Here is a 12,655-nt window from a genome sequence, read left to right as displayed (position 1 = left end):
ACCAGGGTTACGCTCCCTCGGTGGCCCGGCCGCGCATCACCATGATGTCGCGCTTGGGCGACAAGCCGTACAGGCGGCTGTACTCGCGGCTGAATTGCGACGGGCTTTCGTAGCCCACCTTGTAGGCCGCGCTGGCGGCGTCCAGATCCTCGTTGAGCATCAAGCGCTTCGCCTCGTTCAACCTGAGCCACTTCTGGTACTGCAAAGGACTCATGGCGGTCAGCTGCCGAAAATGCTGGTGGAACGTCGTCGCGCTCATCTGCACCCGCGCCGCCAGGTCCTCGACGCGCAACGACTGCGCGAAATTTGATTTCAGCCATTCGATGGCCTTCGTGATCCGATGCCCCTGGCTGTCCACGGCCGTGATCCGCCGCAGGCGCGCCGCCTGGTCGCCCCGCAGCAGCCGATAATAAATCTCCCGCTGGATCAATGGCGCGATGACGGGAATCGCCTGCGGGTCGTCCAGCAGCGCCAGCAGCCGTTCGAGGGGCGCGAGGATATCGGCCGTCGCCGCGCCGATGCCGATGCCGGCGCCGGCCGTCGCCCCGTCCGGCGCCGGCAAGCCGCCCTGGGCGATGAGCTCGGCGAGCACGCGCATATCAAGCTTCAACGCCAGCCCCATGCATGGTTGCTGCGCGCTGGCCGCCAGCACCTCCGAACCGCCGGGCAGGTCCAGCGACGTCACCAGCAGCCGCGAGCTGTCATACGTATATCCCTCGCCACCGACCCACAGGCGCTTCGCCCCCTGGGCGACGAACACGATGCTCGACTCGACCATGCAAATCGTCGGCGGCGCAACCTCGTCGCGCCGGAAAAAGCGCAGATTCGGAATCGCCGTCTCGTAGTCGCCGGTGCCGCTCACCCGACTTTCAATGATGCGGGTCAGCGCCGGGTGATGGGCGCCGCGCGGCGCCGCCGTGTTGTCTGTCGCTGTCATTTCCACTCACTTCCTCCTTGCACGAATTCTAGCTTCCCGGGCGGGCCGCTGACTACCAAAAGACCGGGCGGCTGCGGGATCAGGCAAGAAATCCGGCGAAACGGGCTACCGATCGAACGCCCGGATCCGGAAAATGACCATCTGTTCAAACGCACCAAGGAGTCTTCCCATGCAAGTACAAGCCTACGGCGCCCACGCCGCCGACAAGCCGCTCGAATCGCTGGCCATCACCCGCCGCGCGCCCGGCGCCCACGACGTCCTGATCGACATCGCCTTTTGCGGCATCTGCCACTCGGACCTGCACCAGGTGCGCGCCGAATGGGCCGGCACGCAGTATCCATGCGTGCCTGGCCACGAAATCGTCGGCCGGGTGTCGGCGGTCGGCGCCCACGTCACCAGCCACAAGGTCGGCGACCTGGTCGGCGTCGGCTGCCTGGTCGACAGCTGCCAGCATTGCGCCGAGTGCGACGACGGCCTGGAAAACTATTGCGACAACATGGTCGGCACCTACAACTTCCCGACGCCGGACGCGCCGGGTTGGACCCTGGGCGGCTACTCGGAAAAGATCGTCGTGCACGAGCGCTACGTGCTCAAGGTGCGCCATCCGGAGGAACAACTGGCCGCCGTCGCGCCGCTGCTGTGCGCCGGCATCACCACCTACTCGCCGCTGCGCCACTGGAACGCCGGTCCCGGCAAGAAAATCGGCGTGGTTGGCATTGGCGGCCTGGGCCACATGGGCATCAAGCTGGCCCACGCGATGGGCGCCCACGTGGTGGCCTTCACCACTTCGGACGCCAAGCGCGAGGCGGCGATCCAGCTGGGCGCCGACGAGGTGGTCGTCTCGAAAAACGCAGACGACATGGCGGCCCACGCCAAGAGCTTCGACTTCATCCTCAACACGGTGGCGGCGCCGCACGACCTCGACGCCTTGCTGGTGCTGCTCAAGCGCGACGGTACCATGGCCCTGGTGGGCGCGCCGGCGACGCCGCATCCGTCGCCCAACGTCTTCAACCTGATCATGAAGCGGCGCGCGATCGCCGGCTCGATGATCGGCGGCATCCCGGAAACCCAGGAGATGCTGGACTTCTGCGCCGAGCACGGCATCGTCGCCGACATCGAACTGGTGCGGGCGGACCAGATCAACGAGTCCTACGAGCGCATGCTCAAGGGCGACGTCCGCTACCGCTTCGTGATCGATACCGCCACGCTGGCGGCCTGAGGTCCTAGCGCGCGCTGTCGATGATCATGCCGCCGTCGGGCGTGAGGCTGTAGCCGGTGATGAACTGCGCGTCGCGGCTGGCGAGGAACAGCACCACCGGCGCGATGTCCTCCTCCGGCGATCCGTAGCGGCCCAGCGCGTTGGCCGGCGGCGGGACGTTGTTCGCCGCCGCGCCCCACGTGTCGGCGACCGGCAGCACGTTGTTCACGGTGATCTGGTCGGCGCCCCACTCGCGGGCGGCCGAGCGGGTCAGCGCCCGCACGGCTTCCTTGGCCATGTTGTACGGGCCATAACCGACCAGGCCGACCACGCCGGCCATCGAACCGAAGTTGATCACACGCCCTTCCCCGCTCGCCTTCAGGTACGGGTGGCACGCCTGCATGGTGCGCAGATAAGAGATCGGTCCCATCTCGAAATTCCGCTGCAGTTTTTCAACCGATAAATCCAGTATCGAGGACGTGACGGCCGAAGGATCGAACGCGTTGTTCACCAGGATATCGATGCCGCCATACGTGGCGGCGGCCTTGTCCACCGACGCCTTGAGCTGGACAGGGTCGGCGATATCGCAGACCAGCGCCAGCGCCGTGCCGCCGGCCGCTTCGATGTCGGCGACCACGCGCTCGACGTTTTCGGCGGTGCGTGACAGCACGGCCACTTTCGCGCCTTCGGCCGCCAGCAGCCTGGCCGTGGCGCGGCCGATGCCGCGTCCCGCGCCGGTGACGATGGCTACTTTTCCTTTGAGTCGGTCCATGTAAAACTCCTTTAGTTAGGGTTGAATTGATGCGCCGGCATGGGCGGCGCATAAGGGGAAGGCATATCGCGGGCGGCGTTCTGCGTGGCGAACGACAGCACCAGCAGCACCAGGCCCACCGCCGCCGGCACCGCGCCGGCGGGCTTGCGCACGCCGATGTGCGCCAGCGCCGACAGCAACAGGTGATAGAACATGCCGGCGTAGGCCAGATCGCTGAGCGCGACGCTGAAGCGCGGCAATATCGCCAGTACCGCGAGCAACTTCACCACGACGAGGACCGGCAGCAGATAGCCCGGATAGCCGAAGCCGGTGATCGCCTCGCGCACCCAAGCGCGCTTGGTGACGTGGGTGATGGCGGAGGCGAGATACAGCAGCGATAGCAAGGCCGTGCTGATCCAATACAGATAAATTTCGGTCATGATTTTTCCCTGAAAAAAGTGCGTCCGGTATCGACTGGCGCAAGGATGTCGCCTAAGATGAAAGTCCGCAAGTAGGATGAAAAACCGAGGCTTAGTATGGAAAAGCAGACTATTGGAGGCGTCGAAATCAACATGCACGAGGAGATGCGGCGCGCTTTCGCGCTGTTGTCGGGCAAGTGGAAACTGGAGATCATGTGGCTGCTGAACCAGCGCGTCTACCGCTTCGGCGAACTGCGCAAGGCAATCCCGGGCATCACGCAACACATGTTGACGGCGCAACTGCGCGAGCTCGAGGCGGACGGCCTGGTGACGCGCACCGTGTTCGCCGAGGTGCCGCCGCGCGTGGAATATGAGATGACGGACAAGGCGCGCGGCCTGGGACCGACGATGCAGGCGCTGATGGCCTGGTGGAGCGAATACGGCAACAGCGTGCCGGCCAAGCCGGCGCGCGGCAGGCAGGCGAAAGAGGTTTAGCATGGGCTGACAGGCGCATCGGAATTTCCCTACACCGCGCGCGCCCGCTTGTCCAGCTAATATTTCGATCTTTCAAGCAATCTCCTCCGAACGGGAATATGATGGCGTTGTTTTTCCCCTAAACGATGAGGAGTCCCCGAATGAGCACCGAGAATCACGCAGCCAAATGTCCGTTCAGCCAGGCCACCGGCGCCGGCACCGCCAACGCCGACTGGTGGCCCGACCAGTTGCGGCTGGACCTGCTGCTGCAGCACTCGACCAAGTCCGACCCGATGGGCGCGAACTTCGATTACGCCAAGGAATTCAACAGTCTCGACCTGGCAGCCGTCAAGCAAGACCTGGCCGCGCTGATGACCGATTCGCAGGACTGGTGGCCGGCCGATTTCGGCCACTACGGCGGCCTGTTCGTCCGCATGGCCTGGCACAGCGCCGGCACCTACCGCACCGGCGACGGCCGTGGCGGCGCGCGCCGGGGCCAGCAACGTTTCGCTCCGCTCAACAGCTGGCCGGACAACGTCAGCCTGGACAAGGCGCGCCGCCTGATCTGGCCGGTCAAGCAAAAATACGGCCGCAAGATCTCGTGGGCCGACCTGATGATTTTGACCGGCAACGTCGCGCTCGAAACAATGGGCTTCAAGACGCTCGGTTTCGGCGGCGGCCGGGTCGACACGTGGGAACCGGACCAGGACGTCTACTGGGGCCGCGAGACCACCTGGCTCGGTGGCGACGTGCGCTACGCCCACGGCAGCGAAGGCGTCGCCAAGGCCGGCGGCGTGCTGGTGACCGACGACGACGCCGACGGCGACGTCCACAGCCGCAACCTGGAGAACCCGCTGGGCGCGGTGCAGATGGGCCTGATCTACGTGAATCCGGAAGGCCCGGACGGCAATCCCGATCCGGTGCTGGCGGCGCGCGACATCCGCGACACCTTCGCCCGCATGGCGATGAACGACGAGGAAACCGTGGCCCTGATCGCCGGCGGCCACAGCTTCGGCAAAACCCACGGCGCGGCCCCGGCCGACAACGTCGGCGCCGAACCGGAAGGCGCCGACATCGCCGCCCAGGGCTTCGGCTGGCACAACAAGTTCGGCACCGGCAACGCCGGCGACACCATCACCAGCGGCCTGGAAGTGACCTGGACCAAGACGCCGGCGCAGTGGAGCAACGACTTCTTCGAGCATCTGTTCGGCTTTGAATGGGAACTGACCAAGAGCCCGGCCGGCGCCCACCAGTGGGTCGCCAAAGGCGCCGAGGCGACCATCCCGCACGCGCACGACCCGTCGAAAAAACTGCTGCCGACGATGCTGACGACCGACCTGTCGCTGCGCTTCGACCCGGCCTACGAAAAGATCTCGCGCCGCTTCCTGGCCAACCCGGCCGAATTCGCCGACGCCTTCGCGCGCGCCTGGTTCAAGCTGACCCACCGCGACATGGGACCGAAGGCGCGCTACCTCGGCCCGGAGGTGCCGGCCGAAGACTTCATCTGGCAAGACCCGGTGCCGGCGGTCGACCATCCGCTGGTCGACGCGCAGGACATCGCCGCGCTCAAGGCGCAGATCCTGGCCTCGGGCCTGACGGTGTCGGAGCTGGTGTCGACGGCATGGGCGTCCGCCTCGACCTATCGCGGCTCGGACCTGCGCGGCGGCTCGAACGGCGCGCGCGTGCGCCTGGCGCCGCAAAAGGATTGGCCGGTCAACCAGCCGGAGCAACTGGGCAAGGTGCTGGCCAAGCTGGAAGGCATCCAGGGCGCGTTCAACGCCGGCGGCAAGCGCGTATCGCTGGCCGATCTGATCGTGCTGGCCGGCGCGGCCGGTATCGAGCAAGCGGCCAAGCAGGCCGGCGCCTCGGTGTCGGTGCCGTTCACGCCGGGCCGCACCGACGCGACGCAGGAGCAGACCGACGCCGAATCGTTCGAACCGATGGAGCCGTTCGCCGATGGTTTCCGTAGCTTCCAGAAGGAGCGCTATGCCGTGCCGGCGGAGGCGATGCTGGTCGACCGTGCGCAGTTGCTGACCTTGACGGTGCCGGAGCTGACCGCCCTGGTGGGCGGCCTGCGCGTGCTGGGCGCGAACGTGGCGTCTTCCAAGCAGGGTGAGTTCACCACGCGCATCGGCACTTTGAGCAACGACTTCTTCGTCAACCTGCTCGACATGTCTACGGTGTGGGCGCCGACCTCGCGCGCGGCGGACGCTTTCGAAGGCCGCGACCGTAAAACCGGCGCCGTCAAATGGACCGCCAGCCGCGCCGACCTGGTGTTCGGCTCGAACGCGCAGTTGCGCGCCGTCGCCGAGGTGTATGGCAGCGCCGATGGCCAGCAGCAGTTCATCGGCGACTTCGTGGCAGCATGGACGAAGGTGATGAACCTGGGCACCGGGTTGGTCTAAAAGCGGCCCACCCCGGATGCGCGTCCGGGGTGGGCGCTTCCGGCGGGGTCAGTGTGTGATCACGACCTTGCCGAACACGCTGCGCGTCAGCAGACGCGCGTAGGCGCTTTTGGCGTCGTCGAAATCCCAGCTGCTATCGATCGCCGGACGTATTCCGTGACGCACGACGAAGCGCGCGAGATCGTCCAGGTCCTCGCGGCTGCCGATGGCGACCGGCTGGTAGCGCGCCTGGCTCATGAACATGGACATGAAGTCCACGCCTCCCTGCATGCCGGCCAGGATGCCGACCATCGACACCTGCCCGCCCGCCGCGATCGCCTTCACCGACTGGGCGAACGTGCCCGGGCCACCCACTTCGATGACGCGGTTGGCGCCCCTGCCGCCGGTCAGATCGCGCACCCGTTGCGCCCAATCCTGCTCGGTTTTGTAGTTGATGGTGTCGTCAGCGCCCATCGCCTTGAGTTGCACGGCCTTGTCGTCGCTGGAGGTGGTGGCGATCACGCGCGCGCCCATCGCCTTAGCCAGCTGCAGCGCGTACAGCGATACGCCGCCGGTGCCCTGCGTGACCACGGTCTCGCCGGGACGCACGCCCTTCAATGCCGTCCACGCGGTCACGCCGGCGCAAGGCAAGGTCGCCGCTTCTTCAAAGCCCAGGCTATCCGGGAAACGGGTCAACGTTTCGGCCGGCACCACGCGATAGTCGCTCAGCCAACCTTCCAGCTCGGCCGAGTAACCGGCGTAGTGACCGACGAACGGTCCCTCCAACCACTCGGGGAAGAAGGCGTTGGTGACGCGGTCGCCGACATTGAGCTTCGTGACGCCCGCGCCGACGGCGGCGATCTCGCCCGCCGCATCGGACACCGGAATGCGCCCCAGCGGCACCGGCACGATGTAGTTGCCGTCCAGGATGGCGAGGTCGCGGAAGTTCAGCGACGTGGCGCGCACGCGCACCAGCACTTCGCCCGGGCCGACGGTGGGGACAGGCGCGATGCCGGCCACCAGGCCGTCGACGCCGACGCGGATTTTCTCGATACGGTAGACGCGCGAATCGTTGCTTGCTGAAGTCATGATGGTTCCTTGATCGGTGTGGAAAATCGTAGTCTCACCGATCCGGCCGGCGCAAACAATCCGGTCTCAAGCGATCAAGCTGTGTAGAACAGCTAAACAATCACCCGATCCAATGTTGACATCCGGCCGTTACGCCAGCATGCTGCACAGATGAACTACACAATTGGACGTAACGATCTGGACGGGGTGGTGGTGTTTCTGGCGGTCGCGGAGGAAGGTGGTTTCCGTGCCGCCGCGCGGCGCCTGGGCGTCACGCCATCGGCCGTCAGCCAGGCGATCCGGGTTTTCGAGGACCGGATAGGCGTGGCGCTGCTGGTGCGCACGACCCGCAGCGTCGCCTTGACCGAGGCCGGCGAGCGGCTGCTGATGCAGGTGCGGCCGGCCGCACAGCAGCTGCTGCAAGGGATAGAATCGGCGCGCAGCCTGGGAAGCTCGGTCACCGGCGTGCTGCGCATCAGCGTTCCCAGGCCGAGCGTGCCGATGCTGACCGAGCGTTACGTGGCCGGCTTTTTGGCAGCCCATCCCGGGCTGCGGCTGGAGTTGATCGGCGACGACCGGCTGGTCGACATCGTCGCCGAGGGTTGTGACGCCGGCGTGCGTCCGCGCTCGTTCGTGCAGGCGGACATGGTCGCCGTGCCGCTCAACGGCGAGGAACCGAATGTGGTGGTCGGCGCGCCGTCGCTGCTGGCGCGCTACGGCCGTCCTTCACTGCCGCACGACATCGGCCACATGCCGTGCATCGTCTTCCGCCAGGCCGACATGCTGCTGGACGAATGGGCGTTCAACGTCGCCGGCGAGCGCCGCGTGGTCTCCATACGCGGCCCCCTGATACTGGACGACGTCGTCGCCTGCATCCACGCCGCCGAGCAGGGAGTTGGCCTATTCAGGCTGCCACGCTCCCTTGTCGCGCGCAATATCCATGCGGGCACGCTGGAGGTGGTGCTGGCGGATTTCGCGGTGGCGTTTCCCGGCCTGGCGCTGTATTACCCCAACCGCCGCACCGTCACGCCCAAGCTGCGCGCGTTCATCGATTACATCCGCGCCCACGGGTCCGAGGCCGGATGACGTGGGGATTTACACCGGTGGCAGGCCTGGAAGAAGCTTGTCCAGCGTGACCGGATAATTCCTTACCCGCACGCCGGTGGCGTTGTAGACGGCGTTGGCGATCGCCGCGCCGACGCCGCACAAACCCAGCTCCCCGACGCCCTTGGCCTTCATCGGCGACGACAGCGGGTCGGTCTCGTCGAGGAAGATGACCTCCTGCTTCGGGATGTCGGCATGCACCGGCACCTCGTAGCCGGCCAGGTCGTGGTTGACGAAGAAGCCGGCGCGCTTGTCGACCACCAGCTCCTCCATCAGGGCCGAACCCACGCCCATCGTCATCGCGCCGATCACCTGGCTGCGCGCGGTCTTGGGATTAAGGATGCGGCCCGCCGCGCACACGGCCAGCATGCGCCGCACGCGGACCTCGCCGGTGGCGGCGTCGACGCCCACCTCGACGAAATGCGCGCCGAACGTCGATTGCTGGAATTTCTTATCCAGGTCGCCGAACTCCATGCTGTCCTCGGCGACGATCTCGCCACTTTCCGCCGCCCGGCCCAACGGCGCGGAGCGCGCGCCGACGTGCACCTGGCCGTCGGCGAACAGCGCCTCGCCGGCGCCCAGGCCCAGGCGCTGGACCACCGCCTCGCGCAGCTTGACGCAGGCCGCGTAGACGCCGGAGGTCGAGCAGTTGGCGCCGAACTGGCCGCCGGAACCCGACGACACCGGGAACGCCGAGTCGCCCAGGCGCACGCTCACCTTGTCCATGCCCACGCCCAGCATCTCCGCCGCCGTCTGGGCGATGATGGTGTAGCTGCCGGTGCCGATATCGGTCATGTCGGTTTCCACCGTCACGCGGCCGGCGCGGTCGAGCCGCACGCGCGCGCCGGACTTCAGCAACAGATTGTTGCGGAAGGCGGCCGCCACGCCCATGCCGACCAGCCAGCGGCCGTCGCGCGTTTTGCCCGGCCGCGCCTGGCGGTTCTTCCAGCCGAAACGCTCGGCGCCGGTGCGCAGGCATTCGATCAGGCTACGCTGCGAAAAGTGCCGGTCCTTCTTTTCCGGATCGACCTTGGTGTCGTTGATGATGCGGAAGCGCACCGGATCGATCTTCAGCTTCTCGGCCATTTCGTCCATCGCGATCTCCAGCGCCATCAGGCCGGGCGCCTCGCCCGGCGCACGCATGGCGTTGGCTTCGGGCAGATCGAGCAGCGCCATACGTGTCGCCATCAAGCGGTTGGCGCCGGCGTACAGCAGGCGGGTTTGCTGCACCGCGTCCTCCGGGCTGCCGCCGGGCAGGTTGCCGGTCCACGTCTCGTGGGCGATCGCGGTGATGGCGCCGTCGCGCGTGGCGCCGATGCGGATGCGCTGGATCGTCGAGGCCCGGTGCGTGGTGTTGTTGGCGATGAACGGGCGGCTCAACGCCACCTTGACCGGCCGCTTGGCGGCCCGCGCCCCCAGCGCGGCCAGCACGGCGTCCGAACGCAGGAACAACTTGCCGCCGAAGCCTCCGCCGATGAACGGCGACACCAGGCGCACCTTCTCCTTGGGTATGCCCAAGGTGGTGGCCAGGTCGGTGCGGGTCCAGTCGATCATCTGGTTCGAGGTCCACACGGTGAGCTGGTCGCCCTTCCACGCCGCGATCGACGCGTACGGCTCCATCATCGCGTGCGTGTTGCCGGGCGTGGTGTACTCGGCGTCCAGCCGCACCGGCGCGTCGGCGTAAACGCCGGCGAAATCGCCGATGGCCGGCGGGGCATCCTTGGTCAAGGTGGCGGAACCCCTGACGGCGGCCAGGTCGTACTTCCCCTTTTGTTCGGTGTACTTGACTTTGACCAGTTGCGCGGCCGAGCGGGCCTGCTCGAAGCTCTCGGCCACCACCAGCCCGATGGCCTGGTGATAGTGCTCGATGTCCGGCCCACCCAGCAGCTTGGCGGTGTTGAAATTGCCCTTGCCTAACTTGCCCGCCGATTCGGCGGTGACGATGGCGATCACGCCGGGTGCGCGGCGCGCCTCGGCCAGGTCCATCGACTCGATGCGGCCCTTGGCAATGGCCGCGCCGATGACGCAGCCATAGGCTGCGTTGGGCGCGGCCTTGTGCTGCTCATACGCGTAGGTGGCCGCGCCGGTGGTCTTAAGCGCGCCGTCGATGCGGTTGTGCGGGCGGCCGACGACCTTGAGCTGGTCGATCGGGTTGGTGGTGGCGGCTTTATCGAATTTCATGGCATTACCCTTTCTTCGCGTCGGCCAGCATGGCGGCGAGCGTGCGTTGCACCAGCGGGATCTTGAAGGCGTTTTCCTCGGTCGTGCGCGCGCCTTGCAGCAGGCGCTCGGCGACCGCGCCGGCGCCGCGCGGCAGCAGGCGGTCGGCCTCCTCCACCCGCCACGGCTTGTGGGCGACGCCGCCGACCGCCACCCGTCCGCTGCCGTCGCGCTGGACCACCAGCGCCACCGACACCAGCGCGAACGCGTACGAGGCGCGGTCGCGCACCTTGTGGTACAGGTGCTGGCCGCCGAGCGGCTTGGGCAAGGTGACGGCGGTGATCAATTCACCCGGCAGCAGCGCCGTTTCGATGTGCGGCGTGGCGCCGGGCAGGCGATGGAAGTCGGCGATCGGAATCGTGCGCACGGCGCCGTCGGGCCGCACCGTCTCGACCTGTGCGTCGAGCAGGCGCATGGCGATGGCCATGTCGCTCGGATGGGTGGCGATGCAGGCGTCGCTGGCGCCGATGACGGCGTGCGAGCGGCTAAAACCGCCGATGGCGGAACAGCCGCTGCCCGGCCTGCGCTTGTTGCATGCCTGGTTGGTGTCGTAAAAATAAGGGCAGCGGGTGCGCTGCAGCAGGTTGCCGGCGGTGGTGGCCTTGTTGCGCAGCTGCGCCGAGGCGCCCGCCAGCAAGGCGCGCGACAGCACGCCGTAGTCGCGCCGCACCGTCGCATCGGCCGCCAGTTCGGTGTTGCGCACCAGCGCGCCGATGCGCAGGCCGCCGTCGGCGGTCGGCTCGATCTTGTCCAGACCCAGGCCATTGACATCGACCAGATGCGCCGGCGTTTCGATCTCGAGCTTCATCAGATCCAGCAGATTGGTGCCGCCGGCGATGAAGCGGGCGCCTGGAACCGTGGCCGCGGCGACGGCCGCCTCCACCGGCGTTCCGGCGCGCTGATAGGTGAAGACCTTCATGCCGCACCTCCCACTTCGACGATGGCGTCGAGAATGTTGGCGTAGGCGCCGCAGCGGCAGATATTGCCGCTCATGCGCTCGCGGATTTCGTCGGCGCTGAGCAACGGACGCACTGTCAGCGACGGGCTGACATGGCTCGGGATGCCCTGCTTGATTTCATCGAGCACCGCGATGGCCGAACAGATTTGTCCTGGCGTGCAGTAGCCGCATTGATAGCCGTCGTGCTTGATGAACGCCGCCTGCATCGGATGCAGCTTGTCCTCTTGGCCCACGCCTTCGATGGTGGTGACCTGCGCGCCCTCGTGCATCACCGCCAGGGTGAGGCAGGAGTTGATGCGGCGGCCATCGACCATCACCGTGCAGGCGCCGCACTGACCGTGGTCGCAGCCCTTCTTGGTGCCGGTCAGGTGCAGGTGTTCGCGCAGGGCGTCGAGCAAGGTGGTGCGCGTATCCAGGTGCAGCGTGTGCGGCTTGTCGTTGACGCGCAACGATACCTTGGTGATGAAGGGGGCGTTGCTGAAATCGGTGGCCACGCGCTCCTGGGAATGCGCCAGGGGCACTGCCACCGCCGTCGCCGACACCGCGCCGGCGATCAGCAGCTCGCGCCGGGTTATCTTGATCTCGCTGGAATTGTCCATGGGGTTCCGATCTGTGTTCAGGTGAAAAAACGTGGAAATACGGGGCGGCGCTATTCGGCCAGCTCGATCTTTACTTTGATGTCGCCTGCGCGCTTGAACACGGCCAGGCCGGTGTCGATGCGCCCCAGCGGGATCAGTCCCGGCGAGTAGGCGAAATCCTTGTAGTAGAAGGCCAGGTTGCCCCACGGCGCGTAGTAGGCGATGGTTCCCACCGTCGGCGTGGCGCCGGCGGGCGCGCCGGCGGTGGAGAGCTTGCGATCGAGGTAGACGATTTTCTCGGTGCCGGCATAATCGCCGAGCGTCAGCGTGAGCGGCAACCTGGAGATGAAGTCGCGCGTGGTCGGGTTGTCCGCCAAGGTCGCGGCGACGACCTGCCCGTCCACGGTCATACGGATTTGTTGGGCGTGCACGGGAGCGGCCGCCATAAGTGCCATCGTCATAGTCATCAATGAAAAAAATAGTGTATGCGGTCGCATCTGGGTCCTTGGATGGATTCTAGTGCCGAGGTGGCCCGCCGCCTATTAAAAGGACCGGCCGGCGCAG

12 protein-coding genes are annotated in these 12,655 nt (G+C 66.7%); 4 read left to right on the top strand and 8 right to left on the bottom strand.

The window, feature by feature from the left end; genetic code table 11:
• Positions 1-7: 7 nt before the first annotated feature.
• Positions 8-937 (bottom strand): AraC family transcriptional regulator, encoded by a 930-nt coding sequence (locus tag AC07P1_RS11890; protein ID WP_494696016.1) that lies wholly within the window; start codon positions 935-937, stop codon positions 8-10.
• A 169-nt stretch (positions 938-1,106) separates the two neighbouring features.
• Between AC07P1_RS11890 and AC07P1_RS11885 the strand changes: the two genes are divergently transcribed.
• Positions 1,107-2,156 carry an NAD(P)-dependent alcohol dehydrogenase gene (locus AC07P1_RS11885; RefSeq protein WP_494696015.1) on the top strand — a complete coding sequence of 350 codons (1,050 nt, stop codon included), beginning with the start codon at positions 1,107-1,109 and terminating at the stop codon, positions 2,154-2,156.
• A 4-nt stretch (positions 2,157-2,160) separates the two neighbouring features.
• Here AC07P1_RS11885 and AC07P1_RS11880 read toward each other — a convergent pair whose 3' ends face one another.
• Positions 2,161-2,907, bottom strand: coding sequence for an SDR family NAD(P)-dependent oxidoreductase (locus AC07P1_RS11880; RefSeq protein ID WP_494696014.1), 747 nt, complete (start codon positions 2,905-2,907; stop codon positions 2,161-2,163).
• Positions 2,908-2,918: 11 nt separating this feature from the next.
• Complete coding sequence (locus tag AC07P1_RS11875; protein ID WP_494696013.1) at positions 2,919-3,326, bottom strand: DoxX family protein; 408 nt, start codon at positions 3,324-3,326, stop codon at positions 2,919-2,921.
• Between the two features lie 96 nt (positions 3,327-3,422).
• On the opposite strand from AC07P1_RS11875, the gene AC07P1_RS11870 reads away from it, so the two are divergent.
• Positions 3,423-3,800: a winged helix-turn-helix transcriptional regulator gene (locus AC07P1_RS11870; protein ID WP_494696012.1), complete on the top strand. Its 378-nt coding sequence runs from the start codon at positions 3,423-3,425 to the stop codon at positions 3,798-3,800.
• Between the two features lie 140 nt (positions 3,801-3,940).
• The gene (gene katG, locus AC07P1_RS11865; protein WP_494696011.1) at positions 3,941-6,184 is read left to right on the top strand and encodes a catalase/peroxidase HPI; all 2,244 of its coding nucleotides are present in this window, start codon (positions 3,941-3,943) and stop codon (positions 6,182-6,184) included.
• Positions 6,185-6,232: 48 nt separating this feature from the next.
• Here katG and AC07P1_RS11860 read toward each other — a convergent pair whose 3' ends face one another.
• On the bottom strand, positions 6,233-7,252 hold the full coding sequence (locus tag AC07P1_RS11860; protein ID WP_494696010.1) for a zinc-dependent alcohol dehydrogenase family protein: 1,020 nt from the start codon (positions 7,250-7,252) through the stop codon (positions 6,233-6,235).
• Positions 7,253-7,402: 150 nt separating this feature from the next.
• Here AC07P1_RS11860 and AC07P1_RS11855 point away from each other — a divergent pair, with 150 nt between their 5' ends.
• Positions 7,403-8,317, top strand: coding sequence for a LysR family transcriptional regulator (locus AC07P1_RS11855; RefSeq protein ID WP_494696009.1), 915 nt, complete (start codon positions 7,403-7,405; stop codon positions 8,315-8,317).
• A 9-nt stretch (positions 8,318-8,326) separates the two neighbouring features.
• On the opposite strand, the gene paoC is transcribed toward AC07P1_RS11855, so the two are convergent.
• From paoC to AC07P1_RS11835, 4 genes are read right to left on the bottom strand one after another with little or no spacing between them, the layout of a single operon-like run.
• Positions 8,327-10,516 (bottom strand): aldehyde oxidoreductase molybdenum-binding subunit PaoC, encoded by a 2,190-nt coding sequence (gene paoC, locus AC07P1_RS11850; RefSeq protein ID WP_494696008.1) that lies wholly within the window; start codon positions 10,514-10,516, stop codon positions 8,327-8,329.
• Positions 10,517-10,520: 4 nt separating this feature from the next.
• The gene (locus AC07P1_RS11845; RefSeq protein WP_494696007.1) at positions 10,521-11,474 is read right to left on the bottom strand and encodes an FAD binding domain-containing protein; all 954 of its coding nucleotides are present in this window, start codon (positions 11,472-11,474) and stop codon (positions 10,521-10,523) included.
• On the bottom strand, positions 11,471-12,112 hold the full coding sequence (paoA, locus tag AC07P1_RS11840) for an aldehyde dehydrogenase iron-sulfur subunit PaoA (protein WP_494696006.1): 642 nt from the start codon (positions 12,110-12,112) through the stop codon (positions 11,471-11,473). The genes AC07P1_RS11845 and paoA overlap by 4 nt, the downstream gene beginning before the upstream one ends.
• A 50-nt stretch (positions 12,113-12,162) precedes the next feature.
• Positions 12,163-12,552, bottom strand: coding sequence for a cyclophilin-like fold protein (locus AC07P1_RS11835; protein ID WP_494696005.1), 390 nt, complete (start codon positions 12,550-12,552; stop codon positions 12,163-12,165).
• Between the last annotated feature and the right edge of the window lie 103 nt (positions 12,553-12,655).

This window comes from Duganella sp. GW821-FHT07F09, from assembly GCF_059418705.1.
This window is presented reverse-complemented; position numbering and strand designations above follow the sequence as displayed.